This is a genomic window from Fibrobacter sp. UWB3, from assembly GCF_002210405.1.
GTDB lineage: Bacteria > Fibrobacterota > Fibrobacteria > Fibrobacterales > Fibrobacteraceae > Fibrobacter.
Genome location: NZ_MWQJ01000004.1, coordinates 180,021 through 204,618, shown reverse-complemented (window position 1 = coordinate 204,618; position 24,598 = coordinate 180,021). Strand labels below are relative to the sequence as shown.

Sequence of the window (24,598 nt, the reverse complement as noted above, 5' to 3'; positions counted from 1 at the left end):
ATTACTTACCTCCCATCTGGAGACCGGCCTTGACACGCGGGTCAAAGACAGCGATCAAAACGTCAACTGCAAAGTTTGCAACGAGAACGCAGGTAGAAATCATCAAGGTGCAACCCTGGATCGTTGCGTAGTCGTTCTTCTGAATGGCATTGAGCATTGCCATACCGAGACCCGGATAAGAGAAGATCATTTCGGTAATGAGAGCGCCACCCACCATGGCACCGAGGCTCTGGGCAAGACCAGTGAGCTGCGGGAGCATAGCGTTGCGGAACACATAGCTAATAATCTTGCCTTCGCGGAGGCCGAGCCACTTAGCATACTTCATGTAGTCTGTACCGAGTTCGTAAATGGACATGGAACGCATACCCGTTGCCTGACCAGAGAGAAGAATCGGGAACACAGAGAAGAACGGGAGCACGTAGTACCAGCTGACGCTCTTGAAGCAGGACCAGCTGAACGTGAGTTCCGGAATATCCGGGCTGTAAGCGCCCATAGCCGGGAACCAGCCGAGCGTGATGGAGAAGAATGCGACCAAGAGCATACCGAACACGAAGAACGGCACACCGTTGAGGAACATGGCGCACGGGAAGAATACCTTGTCAAAAATGCCGCGCTTGTAAGCAGCGAAAGCACCGAGAAGGTTACCCACGATCCAGCCGAGAAGAATCGTCGGAGCCTGGATAGCGAGCGTCCACGGGAGGGACTTCTTGATAACGTTCGTCACCGGTTCATTGTTCTGGTAAGAGAGACCGAGGTCACCGTGGAACACCTTGCCGATATAGCTAAAGAACTGAGAAACAGCGGAAGAGAGCTTCGGGTCGGTCTTCATGACCGGCTGATCGACCATGACGGTATCGATGCGTTCAGCCTGAACAGTTTCCATGACAGGGACCTTTTCGACTGCAGCGACAGCCTTAGCAGCCTTGCCCTTCTTGGCCTTGACCTTCTTAGCCTTCTTGGCTTTCTTGCCCTTCTTGCCCTTGTGGTCGGCAGGAGCCTTTTCAACAAAAACCGGATTGCCAGCTTCGTCGAGCTTCTGGCGTTCGACCATCACCGGATTGCCGGCTTCGTCAACAACCTTCACGACGTTCACGACCGGCTGGCCGTTTTCGTCGAGCTTCGGAACCTTCTGCATGATAACGTTGCCGTTAGCATCAGTTTCAGGTTCGTAAATGACGTTGCCGTTCTTGTCCAATTCGGCCATACCGAAGGAAACAAGGAGTTCAGCCTTTTTCTTCTGAGCTTCAGTCGGAGAAAGGCCCTTACCGGCTTGACCCATGATGATGTCAACCGGGTTGTTGTCGCCGAGACGCGGCAACGCGAAGTTGAGTGCCACTGCGCAGACGAAGGTCAACAAGTACCAGAACGCCTTCTGCAGGACATAACGTAGCATAGGATATTGTTTAAGCATTGGTAGTCCTTTATCCTTTATTTAGCAAGCTTCAAATTCCAAAGGGTCTTGGTACCCGAGGCCACCCACGGAAGCTGAGCAGGAGCGTACGGGTTTTCAGCAGTCGGCCAGTTCGTCCAGACGCGGTCGCTGAATTCATAGAACTGTTCCGGCAAGTAAACCAGCGGAATGGACGGCTGGTCTTCCATGAAGATCTTGTTGAGTTCGCGGTAAGCAGTTGCGATAGAATCAGCATTCTTCATGAGCGGAATAGCATTGAGGAGCTTGTCGACTTCCGGACGGAAACCTTCGGTACCCGGCTGGTTGTAACGACCGATGTTCACGCCAGCCCAGGCGCCAAGCGGCTGCCAATCGCGGCTTGACATGATTTCGTTGAAGCGGCTCCACGGAAGAGACGGAGTCACGTCAGCAACAGGCTTGTGCATGATGAGGTCGAAGTTACCGAGACCCATGGCCGGCCAGTAAGAACCGCCATCCACGAAGCCTTCACGAATATCGATACCAGCCTTGCGCATACCTTCGACAGCGATAGTCACCATAGCTTCCCAGTCGGTCCAGCCGTTCGGGCTCGTGATGTACATCGTCGGGATCTTTTCGCCCTTGGCATTTTCCATGTGGTCGAGCGTACCGTCGTCATTCCAGACAGACTTGTAGCCAGCTTCAGAAAGCATCTGCTTCACCGTTTCGACGCGTTCCTTTTCGTCCGTGATGGTGAGCTTGACACCATACTTAGCGAGGTCTTCGTCGCTGATGTACTTGCCTTCGAGGTTAGTCGGCATGATAAGGCCCGGCTTGATCTGGTCCGTGTAATCGGACACAGCGAACTTGCGGAGAGCCATGTAGTCAATAGCGGTTGCAAGAGCACGGCGGAAGCGCTTGTCGTTAAGCGGTTCCTTCATCGTGTTGATGATGAGCATCGGCATTGCGCCCGGCAAGAAGTAAGGCGGTTCGTTGAGCCATGTGTGTACGCCGGCACCAGCCTTGCGGTTGATACGCGGGATGTAGCTCTGGGATGCGTCGAGGTTGCCGCTACGCATTGCGATGGTGTTATGTTCGTTGTTCTTGTAAATCGGGTGAACGATATACTTCGGAGCAGGGAGCTGACCATTATGGAGAGCGGCGTTGCCCCAGTAGTCATCGCGACGTTCAAGAATAATCTTGTTCGGGTCGGCGCTGCGGAGAGCGTACGGGCCGGAAACGACCGGGTTCTGGTCCATCGGAAGCTTCTTGACTTCGTCCTTGGAGCCGAGCTTTTCGATGAGCGGTTCAAACACGTGAGCCGGGACAATACGGATGGCCTGCAACAAGTCCATCACAGAAAGCGGGTTGTTGCGCTGCTTCTTGTTGATAAGGAAAGCAACTCGTTCCACCTCACCTGCCGGTTCGGATTTAATGGTATCAACATGGATTGCGGAAATCTGTTCGCTAGTGTTGATGGAACCCATCGTGTAGATGAACTTCACGTCACGAGAAGTGACCTTTTCACCATCGCTCCACTTTGCAGCCGGATTCAAGTCAACGACGATAGAGTCGTTGTTCTTGCTCACGAGCGAGCCGAGGAGGGATTCAATTTCACCCGTCAAGGAGTTGTAGGTGAGAAGCGGTTCGTACATCAAGTTGAAACGACCACTCACAGGCCAGGTAGTCATCCAGCTTTCTGCAAGGGGGTTGAACGTACCAGGAGCATCATTCTGCTGCCCAGACAAATAGAGCGTTTCCTGACGCGGCAAGGAACCGCTGGCAAGCTCGTCTTGCGATGAGCTACCGCACCCAAAAAGTGCGCCAGTTGCCGAAAGCACCAAGGCCGTTCTAGCAATCGATTTCAATCCAATCATTTGAGTCCTCTTAGAATAGGGCCTTTGCAGGGGCCCCTTTTAATTGAAAATTCAAATCTAATATAGATTATTCCAATTCAAAATTATTTTCGAAAGAAATAAAAAAGCCTTGATGATTTCTCAAATCGGATTAAGAAATTTTTACATTTATAAATGTTTACTTAACAAGGGCTAACGCCCTTTAATCCCTTATAAAAACATCATGCGGGCGGGGCCCCAGCTCAGAGTTGCGAAGGCCGCACGGGCCCCTCCCTGCACCCTCCCCATCCTTGGCCGACGCTCTTATTCTCACAACAAAAAACACTTATCGTTCTTTAACTATTCTTCGCGCTTTATCCACTAATAAAAAGCCACAAACAATGTTTATACATCATTTGTGGCCACTTATCACAATTCTATAAAATGATACTAGAATTTATTAACCTTAAAAGTTTCTCTAGGTGGAACATCTGTCGTTTTTGACGAAAAATCATAATACAAGCCAGTTCCATCTGATTTAATAACAATGGAATAATTTCCCCAATCCCATCTTAAATTTAATCCAGCTCTATAACAAATTGCTAATTCGCCTCGAGTTCCTCCCTCATATAACACAAATCCAATATTAGGCTCATCTCTAAAATAGCCTACCTGAAAACGAACTTTACTTGAGCCACCATACTTGTCTATAGCATACCACCGTTCAACCCCACCTAATTCACTTTCAGAAATAACTTTTCCACTTAAAACTAATTGTCTATCACGTGGAGCATCTTCAATATATTTTTTTGGAGGTTCTGTATTTTGAGGCTGCGACACATTATGATTCAACGCACAACCAGCCATTATCATAAATGCACAAAACAGAAGCCCTAATTTCATGATTCACCTCTAATATTATCCAATTTTCAAAAACATCATAAATTTAAATAATCAAGTTAATTAAGTCAAATTGCCATCTTCAGCGGTATCGCCGGCGGCGCAGTATTCAGCGACTTGTTCACGGAGCTTTGTGCCGCGGACTTTTCCAAGCAAATCGACGATGTCTTCGAGCGGGGCGTCCATAAACGCTTCGGCGCTCTTGTACTTGCTCAGAATCTTGATGCGGGTTTCGTGACCGACGCCCGGCATCTTGAGCCATTCGACTTCGAGATCTTTTTTGCGTTTGCTGCGCTGGTACGTAATGGCAAATCGGTGCGCCTCGTCGCGAGCATTCTGCAAAAGCTTTAGCGCGGGACTCGTGCGGTGCAGCACGATGCTTTTGCGGTCATCGGGGAACACGATTTCTTCAAGGCGCTTTGCAAGCCCGATCAGCGGCAAGTCCTTATCGTGACCAAGCTCCTTTAAAATCTGCATCGTAGCATCAACTTGGCCTTTACCGCCATCGCACACCCACAAGTCGGGCATCGGAATTCCTTCTTCTTCTAGACGGCGGATGCGGCGGGTCATCACTTCGCGCATGCTTGCAAAGTCATCGATCCCCGTCACCGTCTTGATGATAAACTTGCGGTAATTGCTCTTGTCGGGTCGCCCGTTCTTGAACGCCACAAGGCTTGCAACCGTATTCGTACCGGACAAATGCGAAATATCCACGCACTCGATGCGGAACGGCGTCTTCTTTAAGCCAAGAACTTTTTGCAATTCAAAAACGCTGCTGTCGATTTCGCTGTACTTCTGCACTTCGGCGCGCATTTCCACGAGAATCATGTCGGCATTCGCCGAGGCGAGTTTCAAGAATCCGAGTTTTTCACCGCGCTGCGGATTCGTGAGCACAACCTTGTGCGTTGTCTTGGACGCAAGCGCCTGTTCAATAGATTCTCGCTCCGCCATGTCCGTCGGGAGTGGCACATCCGTTGCAATTTCACCCGGAATAAATTCCACGTCCATGTACCATTGCACCACCATCTGGCGGAAAATTTCCGTCTCATCATCTTCGAGCTTGCATTCTAGGCGATAGTGGCGGCGCCCGCAAAGCACACCGTTGCGGTACTCGAAAATCACGGCGGCAGCCATCGTGCCGTTACGCTTGAGCGAAAGCACGTCCACGCAGAGGCTCGCATCGGAAACGTCCGTTTTCTGGTGCGCACTCGTCGCCTTGAGCGCCTGAATCGCATCACGCTTTTTCGCCGCCGTCTCAAAATCCATGCGTTCGCTCGCCTCGAGCATTTCGCGTTCCCAAAGATCAATCAGGTCATCGCGCTTGCCGCCCAAAAGCATCTGCGTCTGCGCAACTTTCTTCTGGTATTCTTCACGCGTCACAAGCCCTGCACACGGTGCGCCACAACGCCCGATGTGGTAATTGAGGCAAGGTCGCACCGGCCGATTGAGTGGCAACTTCAGTTTGCATTCGCGAATCTGGAACAGTCTCGCCGCAATATCCTGCAGCTGGCGAATCATGCGCGAACTCATATAAGGCCCGTAATATAGGCAGCCATCCTTCTTGACCGAACGGCTCAGAAACAGCCTCGGGAAAGGTTCATTCACAGAGAACGCGAGATACGGAAAATGCTTATCGTCCTTGAGCAATACGTTGTACTTAGGCGTATGCTTTCGGATGAGGTTTGCTTCCAGGATGAGCGCTTCGGTTTCGCTCTCCGTGATAATCCACTCGATGTCGCGGATATACGGGAGCATGAGCGTCGCCGCACGGTGGCCAGCATGGTCGCTGCCGTCAAAGTAGCTCGACACGCGGTTCTTCAGGACCTTCGCCTTCCCTATATATATAATCTTCCCCTGGGCATTCTTCATGATGTACACCCCAGGTAGCAGAGGGAGTTCCGCCAGTCGTCGCTCAATGTGTTCACTTACTGGAATCATGTAAATTCAAATCTATTTAATTTTTTATATTGTCGCGCCCCAATAAAAACAAGCAATTCCTTTTTATCAATTATGAAATGGAGATCCCCGAATAAATCGGGGATGACAGCATAAAAGTCAGGAGACGGCAAAGCAAAAAAAATCTACAATACAAAGGTCATTTTACATTTTATCATACTCTAGTTACAAGAAAATTTTATATATCTTACATAGTAAGTTTCGCACCCCGCCAAATATGGAGAAATAATGAATTTCGAAAACATGAACTTGTTGTCGCAGAAGGTTGAAAGCGTCCTCGGAACAGTACGCGCCCTGCGTGAAGAAAACGCCAAACTCAAACAGCTTCTCGAAAGCAAAGACGCCCAGGCTGAAGACCAGAAAAACCTATTGGACTCTGCCAACGCAAAGATCGCCGACTACGAAGCCGCCCTCAATGCAAGAGCCAACCAGGCAGCCGCACAGGACGAAGCCATCAACGAAAAGAATGGCATTATCGACAACTTGAACGCCCAAATCAATGAAAAGAATGGTATCATTGACGCCCTTAACGGCCAGGTCGCCGAAAAGAATGGCATCATCGACACTCTCAACGGTCAGGTCGCTGAAAAGGACAACGCCATCAATTCTTTGAACGGACAAGTTAACGAAAAGAATGGCATTATCGATTCCTTGAACGGCCAGATCAACGAAAAGAACGGTATTATCGACGCCCTTAACGGCCAAGTTGCCGAAAAGAACGGCATCATCGATTCCCTCAACGGCCAAGTCGCCGAAAAGAACAACATCATTGATTCCCTCAACGGCCAGATCGCCGAAAAGAACGGCATCATCGATTCTCTTAACGGCCAGATGGACGAAAAGAACAACATCATTGATTGCCTCAACGGTCAGGTCGCCGAAAAGAACGACATCATCGACAATCTGAACAACCAGGTCCAGAACCAGGGCAACGAAATTTCCGAAGCCCAGAGCAAGTTCCAGCAGCTCCTTTCTACGATCGAAAACGAACTCGGTACCGAAATCAACATCAACAACGAGCCGGCAGCAGAACAAGCACCTGCTGAACAGGCAGAAAACAAACCGCAAGATGAAAACCCTGACCTGTTCGCGAGCAATGGAGGCTCGCAACCCGGTTTTTTCGGCTAAGGTGGTTGTTGGATAACGATCCATTCGGCGTAGGAATGAAATAATATGGCAAACGAGACACTTAGATCAGTCAGCATTAACGTCGCTCAAGAACGCATCCACATCCGCACAGACTTGCCCGATACGGACTTGAAGGAAATCGTCGATTTCATCGAAAGTCGTCTCGATAATTCCTCGAAATTTAAACTGGAACTGAAGAAGCAGCTGTGCCTACTGGCTGTGGAGCTCACTTCCGAGATTGTCGAGCTGCGCAAGCAATTGCGCAAGGCCAAAACATACCACGACTTGATGGATAAGGACCTTAGGGAACTTTCGCTCCAGTTGGACGAGGGCCTCCCTAAAGCCGACAACCAAGTTTAAGCCAATCCGGATACATTTAATACACATACGAAATCTCGGTATTTTTGCCGAGATTTTTTTGTGTTTTTCCCTTGTTTTTAGCCCTCAAGAAACATATATTATACGTGGGCATCCCACGGATTTTACACCCGATCTAACAGGAATAAATCAGCTCGTTGCTCTTGTGGTTCAGTTTAGGCGCGCATCGACGCGAAAAACAAATCCCCGAGGCGCTGCTATCATTGTAAAATAGTAGTTTCGAGTGTTCGTACCGTAGGAGATGCCCTTTTTTTATTGTGGCAAAATTTGCCGGGGCGAAAATGGAGATCTCCGAAAAACTATCCGAACTTTTAGAAAAAGCAGAATCTGAAGATATTTTTGACAAGGCCGTCGTTGGCTATTTGCTCCCAGACGGCTCAAGCCACACCGTTACGCTCAACACCCCCGAAGACACCGTTTTCGACATCGCATCGCTCACGAAGGTCTGCCCCACCTCGACACTTGCACTCTCGTACATTCTCGAAGGCAAGCTCTCCATTGATGCCAAAGTCATCGACTTTATCCCGGAACTCAAGACAAACTACCGCGACGAGATCTACGTTTCGCACTTGCTCACGCACAGCCTCGATTACCGCGTACCGATGAAGACATTGCGAACGCTCTCGCCCGAAGGAATCCTGAACGCCCTTTACACGTACCAGTTTTCTGCCGCTCCGGGAACCATCTTTAATTACGGGAACCCCGCAAGCGTGCTGCTCGGCATTTTGTTGCAGAGACTTACAGGCAAGAACTTACAGGAACAAGGTAACGAGCGATTCTTTACGCCGCTCGGCATGACACGCTCGGGCTACAACCCACTCACGCGCGTTCCGAAATCAGAAATTGCCGCAACCGAGCTTTGCGAATTTCGCCATCGAGAAATCCAGGGCGAAGTCCACGACGAAAGCGCCTGGGTTCTGCAAAAGCTTTTCCCCGTCGGGAGTGCCGGCATGTTCAGTTGCGTCCCCGACCTTCTGAAGTTCGTGAAGATGATTCTGATGGACGGCAAGTTCGAGGACAAGCAAATCGCCCCTGCCGGAATCTTGGACATCGTAAGCCACAACGCCCTCGCCGATAGCGTCGGAGCAGAAACAGCCCTCGGCTGGGAGCTGAACGCGAGCAAGTTTATGGGCACAAAGGTCTCTCCGCAAGCATTCGGCAAGACGGGATTTACGGGTGCAAGCATCGTCGCCGACCCGGACAAGGGAGGCGCCATCATTCTCCTCAGCAACTTCACCTATCCACATCGCGAACCAAACGCCGACAGAATTCACGCATTCCGCGCCACGCTTGCGGACGCGTTCTTCGGCGCGATTTCTGGATAAAAGGAGAAGCCCGCTCGGTGGCGGGCTTGACAAGAATGCAAAAACGGCCCGCGATGCGGGTCGTTTTCGTTCAAAGGGGGATTCCCGCTTACTTCGACTGCGCTCAGCACAGGCTCCGGCGGGAATGACAAGTTTATTAGCGGCCGGAAGCCTTGCGGAGCATTTCCTTGCGCTGAGCTTCAGCAAACATCTTGGCCATTTCCATGCGGTTGTCAAGGATCTCCTTTTTCTTGGTTTCTTCCTTGCAGTTCACGCACTTGGTAGCAGTCGGTACGGCCATAAGTCTCGCCTTCGGAATCAGCTGTCCACAAATCTTGCAAACGCCAAAAGTTCCATTCTTGATGCGCTTAAGAGCTTCTTCCAAATAAACGAGGTACTTGCCTTCGCGGGCAGCCAATGAAAGGTTGGTTTCGAGCGAGTTGATATCCGTTGCAGAATCTGCACCTTCGGAATCGCCACCGTCACCGGACTGATTCTTCTGGTCCAAGAACACGTTAGCCTTTTCGGAATCGCTCTGGGCGGTCACAAGCTCGCGTCTCTTCTCCAAAAGCATATCTTCAAAGAACTTAAGATCAGCATCGCTCATCTTTACGGGTTTCTTCTCAGCCATATTAAACTCCTTCTTTGTGAGTTACACTGTGATAAGCACCGCTTTAAATTATCTTTTTTTTACAAAAAAGAACAATTAAAATATTATTTTTCAAAAAAAATGTTGATAAATCGGTAAAAAAAGGAGTTGTCCGCTCGGAGGCGGACATGACAAGACTTAAAAAACGTTCAAAAGCCTACTAGAATATATCTACGTTGAGCTTGAGGCCGTCTTTTTTGACACCGCTGAGCATGGCGTCAAAGTCTTTTTGCAATAAATCCAAGTTCTTATTCAATTTCGAGGACTCGTCGCGGAACATCTTGACAGTTCCATCGCTTTCATCAAACTTGGAGACAACATCAAGCGCAGCTGCCTTCGAAGCGTCAATACGGTCCATCAGTGCACGCACGCGGTCTATAGTTTCGTTCGCTTTTGCAGCCGTTTCGCCACCACGGTCCGAAAGTTCCTGCAACGAACGTTCCAGTTTTTCACCCGCTTCGCGGTAACCGTCGAGCAGTTCATCCACCATGGATTTCCACTTACGGATATCGGCTTTCGTCACGCGAATGAGTTTCTTGGCTTTCTTGCCGACACGGTCCATACGCTGACCCGTCTCGCCCACCGTCAACGAATCTGCAAATTCAGTAACCATCTGCTTGATATCGCCAATATCCTTGAACACGGCGGTCAAGTTTTTCGAAATCCCGGAAGTACCCTCGTCGTAAAGACCGCTGACAGTATCGCCATCGGCCACAAGCTTGCTAGAGTTACCGGTGATGATGCTCATTTCGCGCTCGCCCATGAGGCCTGCAGTCACGAGGCGGAATTCAGAGTTCACAGGAATCTTCGCATCGGCAAGTACACGGGCAGAAACATAGACCGCTTCGTCCGTAAGCTTCACATCGACAATCTCGCCCATAGCAATGCCACGGACGCGCACAAGGTTCCCCGGAGAAAGTGTACCGATCGTTTCGTATTTTACGACAAACGTATAACGCTTGTGGTACGGGCTAGACGGATGGAAATAATAAGCCGCCAGCCCACACGAGACCACGATAACGATAAAAATAAGACTTGCTACAAAATTTTTCTTGATTTTAAACAGCAAACTATTCATAGAAAGACCAGTTCTGCGGATTAAAATCTAGCAAATCATCCGTATATTCACCCTTCGCCTTCGCCTTAATCTTCTGCATCAAGGACTCATTGAAGTCCCGAGCCACGTTTTGCCCGCTCATTTTCATGAGGACATTCATGGCAATCACTTCAGAAATCACGGTCATGTTCTTGCCGGGTGCCACAGGCAATACCACTTTCGGGATATTCACGCCCATGACGTTCTCTTCCATTTCGTTGAGGCCGGTGCGTTCGTACGAAACATCTTGACGCCACTGCTGGAGTTCGACAATCATTTCGATTTTCTTGACTTTACGAATGGCATGAATACCGAACATCGAACGAATGTCCAAAATGCCCACACCGCGAATTTCCATGTGATGACGGATCAGCGGATCCGGGCGTCCAATAATGGAGTTTCCGACATGGCTAATGTGAACAACATCATCTGCCACCATGCGGTGCCCGCTTTCGACAAGGTCAAGTACACATTCGGACTTACCGACGTTACTATCGCCCACGTAGAGCATGCCCACGCCATAGACGTCCACGAGGCTTCCGTGAATCACGGCATGCGGAGCAAAGAATTCATCGAGAATTCTCTGGCCCATCTTGAAAAATTCAAACGTGTGAAGCGTTGTCGAGAACAGCGGAATATGCAAGCGGTTGCACATTGCCTTGAGTTCATCATGCGGAGTCTGCGCATGCGTCACGACCCACATCGGCGCACGGAATACAGACAAATTTTCAAATATTTTCGTTCGCGCTTCTGGTCCAACCGATTCCAGGTAATTCCATTCCGTATGGCCAATCACCTGAATCTGCTGCGAACTATAAACTTTGGTATAACCAGCCATGGCAAGGCCAGGGCGGTGAATTCCGCTTTCTTCGATGCAGGAGTTCATGTCCTCATCGGGGCAATGTTGCACCATCTGCAAATCTTTGCCGTAGCGGATAAAAAAGTCCCGCACCGGGTAGCGTTCCCGGTGCAGGATCTTGATGTCATTTAATCTATCAGCCATTAGGTGAGTTCAGAAACCGGCTGAGATCTGTGATCGTTCTGCTTGTCGTTGGCCTTCTTGAGCTGGACCTTGATACGTTCAAGCGTTACGTCAACGGCCTTGCCCATGTTTTCTTCGTCGGCAGAAGCGACAATGACGGAACCTGTGATGTTGACAGAAATTTCGCAATGACGCTGGTGTTCAACTTCGTGGTCGAGAATTACAGAGGCGCTAGTGATATTCGGGTAAAATTTGGCCAACTTATCCATTTCTTCCTGAATACGGTCCTGAAGACCTGCCGATGCGTTAAAATGACGAGCAGAAAACTGAATATCCATGATAAACCTCCGTATGTTAATGTTAAGATATATTTACGTTCAAAAACTCTTTGGAACTTCCGTTCCGCAATTAAAGTATATACATCTTTTTATTTCAAAAGTCCACAACTAAATTGGATTTTGCAAAAAAAATCGTTCCATCTTGGAATATTTGCTATGACAAATAGCCCAAAATCATGATTTTTAGCGTTTTCTTTGGTTCTTGGGCAAAATCTTGAGCTCTTTTTCGCGATATTTGGCGACTGTACGGCGAGCCACCTTGATTCCCTGCTTCAAAAGCTCGTCGCTGATGTCCTGATCGGAGAGCGGAGAGGACTTGTCTTCTTCGTCAATGAGCGTCTTGATGGCATCGATAATCTGCGCAGAACCCACTTCTTCGGCATCCGGGGCTGTGCCCTGCTTCACACCAGACGTAAAGAATTGTTTAAGTTCATACATGCCGTAAGGCGTTTCCACATACTTCTGGTCGGTCGCGCGCTGCACCGTGCTCACCGCCAAATGGACATCGTCGGCCACATCCTGGAGGATCATCGGCTTGAGGAACGCAGGGCCGTTTTCGAAGAACCCGCGCTGGCGCTTGACAATCGCGCGCATCACAAGTTCAATCGTCGAGAAGCGGTTATCGACCGCCTTGATGAGGTCCGTCGCCTTCGCTAGCTGCGCCTTCACGTATTCCTTATCCTGCTTTGATGCAGACGGGTCCGTGAGAATCGCCTTGTACGTCTGGTTGATGCGGAGTGACTTCTGCATCTTGGTCTTAAAACAGACGACTTCGTAATTGCCTTTCTTTTCGACAACCTTCAAATCCGCATTGATGATGTGCGAATACGAATGCGAAAGCTGGAAGCCCGGGTGCGGGCGCAAACGCGAGAGACTTGCGACAGCCGTCTTGACTTCGTCGGCGGAAACGTTCAATGCCTTTGCAATTTTTGCATAGCGGAGTTGCAAGAGGTTCTCGTATTCTTCTTCGAGAATGCGGATGGCAAGGCTCGGGAAATTCGAAATTGCGTATGCCTGGATCAAGAAGCATTCACGCTGGTCGCGGGCACCAATGCCGCTCGGCTTGAAGGACTGCAAAACGTGAACCGCTTCGCGCACCGGGAGGCTTGCGTCTTCGAGCTTGAATTCCCCACGGAGCACGCGTTCAATCTCGTCGATGTACTTGTCGTCCGACTGGACAATCATCGCTTCGGATTCATTGTCGCGGTTTGCATCGCAAAGGAATCCATCGTCGTTAATGGAGTTGATGAGGTACTGGACCAGCTTGCGAAAATGATCTTCAGTCACGCCGTTTTCTTGCAACTGTTCCTGCAATTCACGGGTGCCGTTCCAAAGTCGGAGCTGGTCTTCGAGCTGTTCCTGCAAGCTCTTGCCCACGTCCTTGATCGGGCGGTCCCAATCTTCGTCCGGGTCCTTCCCGCCAGAATTCAAATCGTTAAAGGGAGCGTCATCGTACGATGTGCCATCACCCAAATAGCTATCCCAGTTCACATCCGAAGATTCGCCATCGAGGTAGCTGCTATCGACATCGGCGGTATCGTCCAAAGAACCGCGAGCCATGTCCTCGATATCATCAGGGAATTCATCTGAATCTGCACGCGGATCGAGTTCTTCCGGGTCCTTGTCGACGGGAACTTCCTGATCGTCAAAGTCGCCATCGTCCACTTCCAAGAGCGGGTTGACTTCGACTTCTTCCTTGATGGCGGTTTCCAGTTCCTGCGAAGTTTTCTGAAGCATCTTCACAGACTGGAGAAGCGCAGGAGATAGTGTTTGCTCCTGCGTCTGTCCGATATTTGCCTGCATTCCAAGATTCATAAAAACTCCTAATCCAAGCGGAAAGAATCACCGAGATAAATACGACGTGCTTCAGGGTCTTCGGCCAAGTGTTGCGAAGAACCTTCCGTGAGCACCTGGCTCTTGTACATAATGTAAGCGCGGTCCGTAATCGAAAGCGTTTCGCGCACGTTATGGTCAGTAATGAGAACACCCATGCCGCGGTCCTTGAGTTCCGAAATGATGGACTGGATGTCGGCAACGGCAATCGGGTCAATGCCCGCAAACGGTTCATCGAGCAAGAGGAACGAGGGGTCACTTGCAAGTGCACGAGCAATTTCCAGACGGCGGCGTTCGCCACCGGAGCAACTCATGGATTTCGTCTTGCGGATGTGCGTAATCTTGAATTCTTCGAGGAGCTGTTCCAACTTCTTTTTGCGCTCGGCACGCTTCATGTCTTGCGTTTCGAGAATCGCCATGATGTTATCTTCAACGGAGAGTTTGCGGAAGATGGACGCTTCTTGCGGAAGGTAACCCACGCCGAGGCGGGCACGCTTGTACATCGGCTTGTCCGTCATCTCGATATCGTCCAAAAAGATGTGACCTGCATCCGGGCGGACCATGCCCACAATCATGTAGAACGTGGTCGTCTTGCCGGCACCGTTCGGACCGAGGAGCCCGACAATTTCGCCCTGCGAAACTTGAATGGAGACATCGCTCACCACCTGGCGGTGACCATAAATCTTGCGCAGCTTGTCGGTGCGTATCGTGCTAACCAAATTTTTCACTGTGCTTCCTCCGTTTTCGCAGTTTCATCCGTCGGCTTTCCTTTTTCTTTCCGGCGGTTGAAAAGACTTCTCAACTTTTTGTCGTTCGCTGATTTCTTTATCGTCGTCGAATCGCTTTTAGTCAAATTCTTCTTTGAACTTTTTTCTTTTGCAGCAAGAGAATCAAGCCTTGCGAGCGAATCCTTCTTGGCGTTTTCCTTGATGCGGTTCGCCTTTTCCAAGTCGATAAATCGCCCACTGGCGTTCGTCTTGCGGCCCAAGAGCTTGAGCGACTTCACGGCGTTCTTCTGGGCGTCGAACAAAATGTGAATCGTGTCGCCCGTCGCTTCGTTCTTGCCAGAGACAGTCCTATCCTTTTTCACGTAGAAGTATGTGCTCTGAGCCTTGCCCGAAACAATTGCGCGATCCATGCGGCCCTTTTTAAAATACAAATCGAGGCGGTCGCCGTCCATCAAATTGCGGTAATCCTTCAAGTCCGTCTCGTAAAAAAATCCCTTGGCGTTTACGTTCACGTAAAGGCGTTCAATTTTACCCTTTTTGAATTCGCAGTAGAGCGTGTCACCGAAGGCTTCGGTCACGTTGCCGGGATTGCCGCGCTTCGGGGCTTCATTCTGGACGCCATGAGCATTGCGGATCACGAGTGCGGACTTGAGCATCTTGCCGGTTTCATCGAGCACGAGGAAAATGGAATCGCCCGTGAGGTGGTAATTTTTCATATCGCAAGTCGGGTGGCCCTTCATGCTGAGCCAATTGTCTTTGCGATTAAAGTAACCCGTATCGCAAGTGACCACGAGATCTTTCTGCGTGAGCTTCACATCTTGATAAGCTTGTGCAAAGCTGTTCTTCTTGTCGAAAATGAGGGAGCGCGATGAAATCGTCACAGTATCGATCGTTCCATTCTTCTGCTTTTCGTACTGATAAAGTCTCGGCGACATCGGAATTGAAACGATGTCTTCTTTGCGGTCGTACTTGAGGTACTGACCGGTCATGAGGTAACTGCCTGCGGAATCGCCAGCGCTCACTTCGCCGGAGGCAATCGCAATTTCGCTTTTTCTTTGATAAGAGCCGTTCCTTGCGCGCACGAATCCGGACGGATGCGTGAAGAGGAACCCGCCGCCACATTCAACCGTTTCGGTATTGCGGTTCCAAGAAGCGCGCTGCGTCTTGAAAGCAACGCTGTCGTGAACAAAGTGGACGTTGCCGGTCAAGAGGAGAGTTCCACGCTTGCGGGACACGTCGAGGTTGTCGGCGTGGTACATGATGAGCGGCGAGGACTGCGCAAATGCGAGAGTAGAAGCAAGGAAGGTCGCGGCGACGAAGAGGAATGCGCGGAAATTCATCACGGTTTCCCTGCCTTTGGCTTGGGCGGGAGACCGCGTGGCGGAGCCTTTCTAGACGGTGACGATGCGGGCTTTGACGCCTGCGATGACGATGACGACGGATTGCTCAGACGTTCTGCCTCAGCCTGTCGTTTGTCTTCATCCTTCATGCGCTTTGCCGCATCTTGGAAAATACCCGTCACGTTAGAAAGGATTTTCCAGTTATCGAACTGCGCATCGCTTTCAAAACCAACGCCTTGCAACACGTCGCCATCTTCGGACACAACGCGCACATAGCTTGCGGTTCTGACCAAATTATCCTTCTTGTTCCAGAGGAGCGAATCAGCACGGACCGAGGCGCCCTTGGGAGTCAGCGCATAAACGTGACCGTAAGCGTAAACGTACGTGAACGTCATGTCGAGACTGCCGGAGTCCGCACGCAAGAACGCCACGCGTTCGCCGATGGAATCGTAAATGTCCACGAACACCGGACGCACCGTTACAATTTCCTTGTCGGCCCAGCGTTCCAGATAAGCGGTTTTCAGACGCCAGTTCAGCACGCCCTTGTCGTAGCTGTCGAGAAGCGTCGTATCCGTAAAGAGCATCTGCGGGCGCTCGACGCGAATCCAAGGCTTGGGTTCCTCGATTTCTTCGCAACCGAGCAAAAATGCAGCTAGAACGGCACACGCGAAAACGCCCCACAAGCGAGAAGCTTTGCGGGATGCGCGGGATGCTTTACGAGATGCCGCCGGGCAAGATGCCGGAGCAAACGCATTTTGGACATTCTGAATATTCTGCAAAAATTGTGCCACAAACACAAATTACAAATATAAAAGCACGTTATTTAAGGTTTTCACGGAAATTTGAGGGAATTTGGGCGTATTTCTTGGAGAGAAGGAGATTATCACGCTGAAAGAGTTTTGAGCAGCTCTTTCTTAGTTGCCCCCAAAGCAAAAAACAACTTAATCATCAACTCAAGCGATACACTCGCATCCGCATGTTCCACTTTTGCATAACGAGATTGACTTGTTTTTGCAATAACCGCAGCGGACACTTGCGTTTCACCAAGTTTTTTCCTTTTAGCAATGAGAGCTTTTGCCAAAGCAACTTTCATCTCAACAATAGCCATTTCGGCTGGATTCAAGTCGAGGAATTCATCCACATCGCCAACGACCCAGCCCTTCTTCTGCAATCTTTCTTTTTTCGCTTGATCCATATTTAATTCTCCATATCATAAAATTTCAAACGCTTTTGACAAAGGCTTATCACCTCATCAGGAGTTTTATTCGTTTTCTTTTCAGTCCACAAAATCACAACAATTGCATCCGCATCTACACGATAAAACAACCTCCAAATTTTATTTTCGTCTTGAATTCGCAACTCGTGACAATGAACTCCAATTGACTGCATCGGACGACTTTGTGGCAAAGACAGATTCACCCCCGATTGCAACAATCGCAACAAATATCCAATTTCTATCCTCGCTTTCTGTGACAATGGTGGAGTTTTCGGCAGTGCATGCAACCAAACTAAAGGTTTATGTTTCGTACTCATAAAATATATATCAGATTTGACATAATGTCAATAGTTTAAAATTAATGGGACATTATGCATTTGCAAAATTTATGCCAAAACAAAAATCGTCAATTTTGATTAAAAATCGTCAATTTTTCTCAAATAAAAAAGTGATTAATCGATTAAATCACTGATTAATCAGCTTTTCCGCCCCCCCCAAAAAATCGTCTTATAACTTTTGTACATTCAAGATAGAATACAGAAAAAAGGACTGCTCACGCAGTCCTTTTGAAATGTTACTGGATCCTTCACTTCGTTCAGGATGACGAGTGAAAGCGGCGTCAGGATGACGAAGGTGCAAAGGTCAAGATGACGCTATAAAAAGAAGACCCCGGCACAGTGGCCGGGGCGACATTGTAAAGGGGATTCCCGCTCGGTGGCGGGAATGACAATGCTAATTAGCCTTCGCGGCCAAGCATGAAGGCCTTCTTGTTGCCTTCGTGGAACTTTTCGGCGAAGAGTTTGTTCAAAGCGACCATCCACTGATCGACAGTGAAGTCGAAGTACTTGGAGAGCTTGCCGAGCATGGCGACGTTCAAAGCTTTCACGTTTTCGAGCTTGGAGACATCGATGTCAGCCGGCGTGAGGAGCACGCCACCCTGCTTCATGTAGGCTTCGTTCACCACAACCTGCGTTTCGTCAAAGACGACGAGGTAATCGGCTTCGCCGCACGGAATCATCGGGGACTGCACTTCTTCATCTTTTGCAAAGCGCACGTCAGAAGCGATGGAACCGCCGCGCTGGCTCATGCCATGGACTTCGGCCTTCTTCACGTCGTAACCTTGTTCGAAAACGAGTTCGGCCATCACGTCACTAGCCTTGATAACGCCTGTGCCACCGAGGCCTGCAAATTTAACGTTCATTACGCTCATAATTATTCAACCTCTCTATTAAAAGTTATTGTTCTTCTTGGCAGCGGCTTCTGCTTCGGCCAAAGCCTTTTCGGCCTTTTCCTTGTTTGCCTTGTCCCAGGCAAGGATGCTCTTGAGGGCGAGAATGCAGGGGCTCTTTGCAACGATAAGCGTGAGTTCGTCCTTTTCGAGGGATTCCTTCACGAGACGCTTGAATTCTTCCGGTTCCTTGACCTGGTTCACTTCGTAGACGTTGTCGAAACCGGCGACCTTTGCGACTTCCTTGTAGTCAATCTTATAGGCCGGGCTGTGGTCGAGGTGACGGCCCGTACCCGGGTGTTCCTGCTGACCGGTCATAGCGGTAATGCTGTTGTCGAGAATGATGACGACGTGGCCCGTTTCCGGGCGGTTGTAACCCGCTTCCACAAGGCCGGTGATGCCGCTGTGAACAAACGTAGAGTCGCCAATCACGGAGACAACGCGCTTTGCCTGTTCGCGCGGGAGCACGTTGCGGAGACCAATACCCATACCGATTGCGGCACCCATGTCAATCATGTAGTCCATGGCGCTGATCGGCGGGAGAGCGGCGAGCGTGTAGCAGCCGATGTCACCGGAAACGATGCAGTCGAGTTCCTTGAGAACTGCAAAGGAGCTGCGGTGCGGGCAGCCCGGGCAGAGCATAGGCGGCTTACCCTTGACCGGAACCGGATCCGGGTTCTTGTCGCCTGCGATAATGCGGCGGACGCGGTTCACGTCGAGTTCACCAAAGCGGAAAATCGGGTCAAACTTGCTTTCGCACTGGATGCCAGCGGCCTTGATGTTTTCAGCAAGCCACGGGTCGTTTTCTTCGATGACCATGAGGCGCTTGCCTTCGAACTTCTTCGCAAAATCCTTGATGAGCTGCATCGGCAGCGGATAAGTCATACCGAGCTTGAGGATGCTTGCTTCCGGGGCGGCTTCGCGGACGTGGTGGTAGCTGATGCCGCTCACGATGATACCGAAGTCAGCACTGCGCATTTCGACCTTGTTCGGGCCTTCGGCAACGTTCCAGGCTTCCATTTCGTCCATCTTGGCGCGGAGGCGACGGCCAGCCGGCTTCGAGAAGCCAGGCACCATCACGTGCTGGGCGATGTTGCGTTCAAAGTTCGGCACCATTGCCGGGAGTTCTTCCTTCGGCACGACGATGGACTTGGAATGGTCCACGCGGGTGGTCATGCGGAGGATGACAGGAATCTTGAACTTTTCGCTCGTCTGCATGGCAATGCGGAAGAAATCGTAGGCTTCCTGGGAGTTGGACGGTTCGAACATCGGGCAAACGGATGCCTTCGCGTGGTTACGCGTATCCTGTTCGTTCTGGGAGCTGCCCTGACCCGGGTCATCGGCAACAATCCAAACCATGCCGCCATCGACACCCGTGTAAGTTGCGGTATAGAGAACATCACTTGCCACATTCAAGCCAACCATCTTCATGGTGACAACACTGCGGGCGTGTCCAAAAGCGGCACCGAGAGCGACTTCGGCAGCGACCTTTTCGTTCGGAGCCCACTGGGCATAGCCACCCAGTTCAGAGTAATCTTCCAAGATTTCGGTGGACGGAGTTCCCGGATAACCTGCGGCAAGCTGCACATTGCAATGACGCATGGAAAGGGAAATGGCTTCGTTGCCCGAAATCAGCATCTTTTTCGCATTTGGATCAAAAGCTGGCATGATATTCCTTTTTTGTTTTAATCGTTTTTTAAACGAACTGCAATATAGAAAAAAGGATTGCGCGGGATCCTCGCCGATCCTTGCAACAACACGTTTGGACTACATTTTCGTATTTATCAGTCGTAATCCAACACATCGATGTACTATCTAGCAGCCATTAAACAAAAAATCTACGAATCGACACACTCAGCAAAATTGGTCTCGACCACTTCCTTTTTTGCTATATTACAACCAAATGAATAATGAAAGAAAAACATTCTACACCTTTGCTGTTTTTGCAGCACTATTCCTCACCGGATGTGCCTCTATCCTACATTCGACTTTCCATCTACAGCAAATCACAGTCGTAGCCGATGACGATGACGCATACGATTTCTATGTAAACGGGAATCTTAAATGCGAAAATACAAATGTGTGCGATTTCTACCGCACCACAGGTTCGCTATGTCGGTTGACCATCGAAGCAATGCGCGACAATGTTGTCTTGGGCGTAGAGAAATATGGCTACTGGGAAGAGCCAAACTTCATTAGCCGGATGTTTCAGAAAGACGATTCTGATAAATACAAGTGCCCAGAAAACCTCTTCAACGGAGCTCATGCGGTCGTAAAAATCGATCAAGAAACCAAGAAACGCATGAATGCCGCTAGGGAGAGGGCATGGCTAAAAAAGTCCGAAACCCAGTGGGAAACATCCCCTCTCCGCTCAAATTCTGCAGAATAGAGTTCAATAAATACTATTATTCCAAAAAAAATTGGAGGTTTCATGATTGTTTCAGATTTTAGCGAAAGCATTAAGTTCGTTGGAGTGGATGACCGTGAGATTGATTTGTTTGAAGGTCAGTACAAGGTTCCTGACGGAGTTTCGTACAATTCCTACGTGATTTTTGACGAGAAGATTGCCATCACGGATTCCGTGGACGCATACAAAGTAAACGAATGGTTGACAAATGTTGAAAATGCGTTGCAGGGCAAAACGCCTGACTACCTAATTGTCCACCATTTGGAACCCGACCACGCCGGCGGCTTTCTTGAATTTATCAAGAAGTACCCGGACGCAACCATCGCCGCATCCGCAAAGGCGCTTGCATTCATTCCGCAGTTCGTCAAGCTTCCGGAAGGCACAAAGACGCTCACGCTCAAGGATGGCGACACGCTTTCGCTCGGCAAGCACACGCTAAAGTTTATCGCAGCTCCGATGGTCCACTGGCCCGAAGTCTTGCTCAGCTACGACGAATCCGAAAAGATTCTGTTCTCGGCAGACGCATTCGGCACATTCGGACTTTCTGGCAAACTCGGCGAAGACTGGGTGAGCGAAGCAAGACGTTACTACATCAACATCGTCGGGAAATACGGTATGCAGGTGCAGGGCGTTTTGAAGAAGCTCGCCGGTATCGAAGTCAAGACGATTTGCCCGTTGCACGGCCCCGTTCTTACAGACAATTTAAGTTTCTACATTGACAAGTACAACACCTGGAGCAGCTATGCGCCTGAAACACAAGGAGTATTTGTCGCTTACGCAGGCGTTTACGGCCACACGGCAGAAGCCGCAAAGAAGCTCGCGGAATCGCTCCGCGAAAAAGGCGTTGATGTAACGATTATGGATTTGGCACGCACGTACTCTTCGGAGACGGTCGCACAGGCATTCCGCTACAGTCATCTCGCCGTATGCGCAACAACGCTTGACGCAGGGCTCTTCCCCGCTGCCGAAAAGTTCCTCACGCACATCAAGGCGAAAAACTACTGCAACCGCAAAGTCGGCATTGTCGAAAACGGCACATGGGCACCGATGGCAGCCAAGAAAATGCACGAGATTCTTGACACGCTCAAGAACGTGACATTCTGCGAAACGACGGTCACGCTGAAGTCCGCACTCGACGAGACTTCTGCCGCAAAACTCGAAGAACTCGCTGTAGAATTCGCGAAGGATTTAGGGAAAGCGTAGTAGACGATAAAGGAGATGCCCTGTCGAAGCAGGGCATGACAGAATCCATGCAAAAAAAGTCGGCGGACGCTGACTTTTTCGTTTAGAAAATGTCACTGGATCCTTCAACCCTTACGGGTTTCAGGATGACGAGGTGAAAACGGGTTTCAGGATGACAAGTATGGAGGTTCCGGCTTACTTCGACTCCGCTCAGCACAGGCTCTGGCCGGAATGACACTAAAAAAGGTGACCCCGGAATGGGATCCGGGGTGACAAGCGCGAGGAGCGTTCACCAGTTACTTCTTGCTGGCGAGTTCCTCTTCGAGTTTCTTGTTGCGGCTGTCCTGCATTTCGCAGACATTTTTAAGGTTGTTGATTTCGGCGTTCTGCTTAGCCACCTGTTCTTTGAGGTCTTCGCACTTTGCAGCAAAGGTCTGCTCGGATTCAATGCGGCTATTCAATTCCTTGCGGAGACTGTCCACAGAATTGCGGAGCTTTTCGACGGCATCGTCAGCATCCTTGATGACCGGATTATCACAGGCTTCGTTTTCGTTGCAAGAACAGCATTTAAAAAACTTCTTTGTAATGGCAACAGTCGCTGCGGCACCGAGAATGGCACCGACTAAAAAGCTATTCGTCTTCATAGTCTAACTCCTTGTAATCAAATCCACCTAATAATATCCATTAAAAAAACGGGAAAGTCAAGATTTTTTTAGAAAAAAGGAGATTCCCGCTCGTCCCCGTCAAGCGAGGACAGGTAGGCGGGAATGACAGACGAGAAGAAAACGGGAATGACTAGCGAGAAAGCCGGTGTGACGAGAAGAAAACTTGCAAAATCAGTACAAAAATCTTATATTAATTTAAAATACTTCAAGGTGTATATGGTTGATCCTCTTTATTCCGTGCTAGCTTTTACCTGTGCGTTCGTCTTGCTGATTTTCAAGAATCAGTTTAGAATCGTATTGGACAAAAGCGAAAAAACAGACAAGGATTTCTTGTACCTTGCCAACTGGGTGATTGTATTTTGCCTCCAGGACGGTATCTGGGGGATTTTCGGCTGCGGAGCTATCAAGAACAACTTCCTGCTTTTCCTGTCATCCTCGTTTTTCCATGCGGCAGCCGCTGTCATGGCCTTTATCTGGCTCAACTACATATTGAATTTCATCAACATCGAGCGCGAAAAGGCTATTCCCGCCAAGATATTGTCCCTAGCGCTAGTCATATTCCAGCTAATCCTTCTTTTGATGAATTTCAGGTCAAGTTTTCTTTTCGGCATCAGCGACGAGGGCACCTACATCGTCATGAACGGGAGAAACCTGCTATATTACAGCCAATATTTCACATTCTTCGTCATTGCAATTTTTCTGGTTTACAAAACAGCGAGCGCAAAAAAGACAAGCGCCCGCAAACACTATGCCGCAGGGTTCCTGTTTATTTCGGCACCGGTCCTGTGCGGTTTTCTGCAAAGGGAATTTCCATTTTCTCCGTGTGATTCCATCGGATCCATGCTCGGCTGCTGCACCATCTATGCATTTTTCATCTCGAAAATTAGCCGCAACAGGGACTTGTCGCAAAAGGCGGTCATCATCGCAGGGCTTTCTTCGGACTACGACGTGGTCGTGTACGTCAATATTCCCAAGAACCAAGCCAAGTTCTACCAGATCAGCGAAAAGTTTACCCCGCTCCTGTGGGAAGGTCGCAATTCCACCAACCCCAAGGATTTCGACAACTTTATGAAGCGCATTTACGTCCCCAACGAATTTAGCGAATTTATCGAAAAATCGACAATTGACAAGTGCATCGAACTTTTACAGAGTGCCCCCTATTATACCATCCCATTCCTCGCAAGCATCAACGGACAGATTGAGCATTACCGCCTGAAAATCGCAAGCGACAAAAGCAACGCCCAGGGGTTCATTATCGGCATTATCAACGTCGAAGAGGAACATCGTCTAGAAGAAACCGCACAACGCTTGAGAAAGGATCTCCAGCATACAAAGCTCATTGCGAACAAAGACCCGCTCACAGGAGTCGGGAGCGCCGCCGCGTTCAAGGCGAAATGCGAACTAATCGACAACGAAATCAAGGCCAAGGACAAAATAAAATTCGCGCTTGTAGAATGCGACGTCAACGACCTGAAGGTTATCAACGATACGTTCGGGCACGACATGGGCGATGAATATCTCAAGAACTGCAGCAAGGTTTTCTGCGATATTTTCAAGCACAGCCCGGTTTTCCGCATCGGCGGTGATGAATTTGTCATCATCCTTTTCGGCGAACAGTACGAAAAACGCGCAGAACTTTTTGAAAAGCTGAAATCATCCGTGAACCGCAAGCCAGACGCCCCGAAGGAGAGCATTTCGTTTGCGGCAGGCATGGCAGATTACAGCAGCAAAATTGACGAATGCGTTAAGGACGTGCTCAAGAGGGCCGACACGTTCATGTATATAAATAAAGGGAAGTTTAAGAATTAACGGATTTGTGCAGGGAGCTCTCCGCCTCCGCGGAGAGAAGACACGAAAAAACCCCGGGTCTTTCGACTCGGGGCTTTTCAGCGGGAAGAGCGAGATTCGAACTCGCGATAGGATTTAGTCCTATACGTCCTTAGCAGGGACGCGCCTTCGGCCAACTCGGCCATCTTCCCATCTTGGGGACACTAATTTTAACAAAATTTCAGCAAAATTTCAAGGGGTAACAGCCAAATTCATTGATTTTCCACAAAAAAAGGC

The 24,598-nt window shown here is 49.6% G+C and carries 23 protein-coding genes and 1 tRNA gene; 6 read left to right on the top strand and 18 right to left on the bottom strand.

Annotation, left to right across the window (positions count from 1 at the left end):
• Position 1 precedes the first annotated feature (1 nt).
• The 4 genes from B7991_RS06595 to uvrC all read right to left on the bottom strand — a co-directional run bounded on the left by B7991_RS06595 (position 2) and on the right by uvrC (position 6,042).
• Positions 2–1,411 (bottom strand): ABC transporter permease, encoded by a 1,410-nt coding sequence (locus B7991_RS06595; RefSeq protein WP_088630117.1) that lies wholly within the window; start codon positions 1,409–1,411, stop codon positions 2–4.
• A 17-nt stretch (positions 1,412–1,428) separates the two neighbouring features.
• Positions 1,429–3,246, bottom strand: a complete 1,818-nt coding sequence (locus tag B7991_RS06590) for an ABC transporter substrate-binding protein (RefSeq protein ID WP_088630116.1) — start codon at positions 3,244–3,246, stop codon at positions 1,429–1,431.
• Between the two features lie 408 nt (positions 3,247–3,654).
• On the bottom strand, positions 3,655–4,107 hold the full coding sequence (locus B7991_RS06585) for a hypothetical protein (RefSeq protein WP_088630115.1): 453 nt from the start codon (positions 4,105–4,107) through the stop codon (positions 3,655–3,657).
• 60 nt (positions 4,108–4,167) lie between these two features.
• Positions 4,168–6,042 carry an excinuclease ABC subunit UvrC gene (gene uvrC, locus B7991_RS06580; protein ID WP_088630114.1) on the bottom strand — a complete coding sequence of 625 codons (1,875 nt, stop codon included), beginning with the start codon at positions 6,040–6,042 and terminating at the stop codon, positions 4,168–4,170.
• A 246-nt stretch (positions 6,043–6,288) separates the two neighbouring features.
• On the opposite strand from uvrC, the gene B7991_RS06575 reads away from it, so the two are divergent.
• From B7991_RS06575 to B7991_RS06565, 3 genes are all read left to right on the top strand, one after another.
• Positions 6,289–7,188: a glycosyl transferase family 2 gene (locus tag B7991_RS06575; RefSeq protein WP_088630113.1), complete on the top strand. Its 900-nt coding sequence runs from the start codon at positions 6,289–6,291 to the stop codon at positions 7,186–7,188.
• Between the two features lie 45 nt (positions 7,189–7,233).
• Complete coding sequence (locus tag B7991_RS06570; RefSeq protein ID WP_014545952.1) at positions 7,234–7,548, top strand: hypothetical protein; 315 nt, start codon at positions 7,234–7,236, stop codon at positions 7,546–7,548.
• Between the two features lie 299 nt (positions 7,549–7,847).
• The gene (locus tag B7991_RS06565; RefSeq protein WP_088630201.1) at positions 7,848–8,891 is read left to right on the top strand and encodes a serine hydrolase; all 1,044 of its coding nucleotides are present in this window, start codon (positions 7,848–7,850) and stop codon (positions 8,889–8,891) included.
• 136 nt (positions 8,892–9,027) lie between these two features.
• On the opposite strand, the gene B7991_RS06560 is transcribed toward B7991_RS06565, so the two are convergent.
• From B7991_RS06560 to B7991_RS06505, 12 genes are all read right to left on the bottom strand, one after another.
• The gene (locus B7991_RS06560) at positions 9,028–9,501 is read right to left on the bottom strand and encodes a TraR/DksA C4-type zinc finger protein (protein WP_088630112.1); all 474 of its coding nucleotides are present in this window, start codon (positions 9,499–9,501) and stop codon (positions 9,028–9,030) included.
• 178 nt (positions 9,502–9,679) lie between these two features.
• Positions 9,680–10,597: an MlaD family protein gene (locus B7991_RS06555; protein ID WP_088630111.1), complete on the bottom strand. Its 918-nt coding sequence runs from the start codon at positions 10,595–10,597 to the stop codon at positions 9,680–9,682.
• Positions 10,590–11,618 (bottom strand): HPr(Ser) kinase/phosphatase, encoded by a 1,029-nt coding sequence (gene hprK, locus B7991_RS06550; protein WP_073424744.1) that lies wholly within the window; start codon positions 11,616–11,618, stop codon positions 10,590–10,592. The genes B7991_RS06555 and hprK overlap by 8 nt, the downstream gene beginning before the upstream one ends.
• Positions 11,618–11,935, bottom strand: a complete 318-nt coding sequence (raiA, locus tag B7991_RS06545; protein ID WP_014545957.1) for a ribosome-associated translation inhibitor RaiA — start codon at positions 11,933–11,935, stop codon at positions 11,618–11,620. The genes hprK and raiA overlap by 1 nt, the downstream gene beginning before the upstream one ends.
• Before the next feature lie 183 nt (positions 11,936–12,118).
• Complete coding sequence (gene rpoN, locus B7991_RS06540) at positions 12,119–13,750, bottom strand: RNA polymerase factor sigma-54 (RefSeq protein WP_088630110.1); 1,632 nt, start codon at positions 13,748–13,750, stop codon at positions 12,119–12,121.
• 8 nt (positions 13,751–13,758) lie between these two features.
• On the bottom strand, positions 13,759–14,496 hold the full coding sequence (lptB, locus tag B7991_RS06535; RefSeq protein WP_015731958.1) for an LPS export ABC transporter ATP-binding protein: 738 nt from the start codon (positions 14,494–14,496) through the stop codon (positions 13,759–13,761).
• Positions 14,493–15,836 (bottom strand): hypothetical protein, encoded by a 1,344-nt coding sequence (locus B7991_RS06530; protein ID WP_088630109.1) that lies wholly within the window; start codon positions 15,834–15,836, stop codon positions 14,493–14,495. Before B7991_RS06530 ends, lptB begins: the two co-directional genes overlap by 4 nt.
• Positions 15,836–16,615 carry an LPS export ABC transporter periplasmic protein LptC gene (gene lptC, locus B7991_RS06525; RefSeq protein WP_254917872.1) on the bottom strand — a complete coding sequence of 260 codons (780 nt, stop codon included), beginning with the start codon at positions 16,613–16,615 and terminating at the stop codon, positions 15,836–15,838. Before lptC ends, B7991_RS06530 begins: the two co-directional genes overlap by 1 nt.
• 104 nt (positions 16,616–16,719) lie before the next feature.
• The gene (locus B7991_RS06520) at positions 16,720–17,031 is read right to left on the bottom strand and encodes a helix-turn-helix transcriptional regulator (RefSeq protein WP_088630107.1); all 312 of its coding nucleotides are present in this window, start codon (positions 17,029–17,031) and stop codon (positions 16,720–16,722) included.
• Between the two features lie 2 nt (positions 17,032–17,033).
• Positions 17,034–17,369: a type II toxin-antitoxin system RelE/ParE family toxin gene (locus B7991_RS06515; protein WP_088630106.1), complete on the bottom strand. Its 336-nt coding sequence runs from the start codon at positions 17,367–17,369 to the stop codon at positions 17,034–17,036.
• 419 nt (positions 17,370–17,788) lie between these two features.
• Positions 17,789–18,253 carry a 2-oxoacid:acceptor oxidoreductase family protein gene (locus B7991_RS06510; RefSeq protein ID WP_014545962.1) on the bottom strand — a complete coding sequence of 155 codons (465 nt, stop codon included), beginning with the start codon at positions 18,251–18,253 and terminating at the stop codon, positions 17,789–17,791.
• A 27-nt stretch (positions 18,254–18,280) separates the two neighbouring features.
• Entirely contained in the window at positions 18,281–19,948 is a 1,668-nt protein-coding gene (locus tag B7991_RS06505; protein ID WP_072829924.1) for a thiamine pyrophosphate-dependent enzyme, read from the bottom strand.
• 235 nt (positions 19,949–20,183) lie between these two features.
• On the opposite strand from B7991_RS06505, the gene B7991_RS06500 reads away from it, so the two are divergent.
• Both B7991_RS06500 and B7991_RS06495 read left to right on the top strand, forming a co-directional pair.
• Complete coding sequence (locus B7991_RS06500; protein WP_088630105.1) at positions 20,184–20,669, top strand: hypothetical protein; 486 nt, start codon at positions 20,184–20,186, stop codon at positions 20,667–20,669.
• A 42-nt stretch (positions 20,670–20,711) separates the two neighbouring features.
• The gene (locus tag B7991_RS06495) at positions 20,712–21,890 is read left to right on the top strand and encodes an FprA family A-type flavoprotein (RefSeq protein ID WP_088630104.1); all 1,179 of its coding nucleotides are present in this window, start codon (positions 20,712–20,714) and stop codon (positions 21,888–21,890) included.
• Between the two features lie 275 nt (positions 21,891–22,165).
• Here the strand turns inward: B7991_RS06495 and B7991_RS06490 are convergent, their stop codons facing one another.
• Positions 22,166–22,513 (bottom strand): hypothetical protein, encoded by a 348-nt coding sequence (locus tag B7991_RS06490; protein ID WP_088630103.1) that lies wholly within the window; start codon positions 22,511–22,513, stop codon positions 22,166–22,168.
• Positions 22,514–22,750: 237 nt separating this feature from the next.
• Here B7991_RS06490 and B7991_RS06485 point away from each other — a divergent pair, with 237 nt between their 5' ends.
• Positions 22,751–24,343, top strand: a complete 1,593-nt coding sequence (locus tag B7991_RS06485) for a GGDEF domain-containing protein (RefSeq protein ID WP_176421770.1) — start codon at positions 22,751–22,753, stop codon at positions 24,341–24,343.
• An 81-nt stretch (positions 24,344–24,424) separates the two neighbouring features.
• On the opposite strand, the gene B7991_RS06480 is transcribed toward B7991_RS06485, so the two are convergent.
• Positions 24,425–24,513, bottom strand: a tRNA-Ser gene (locus tag B7991_RS06480).
• Positions 24,514–24,598 lie beyond the last annotated feature (85 nt).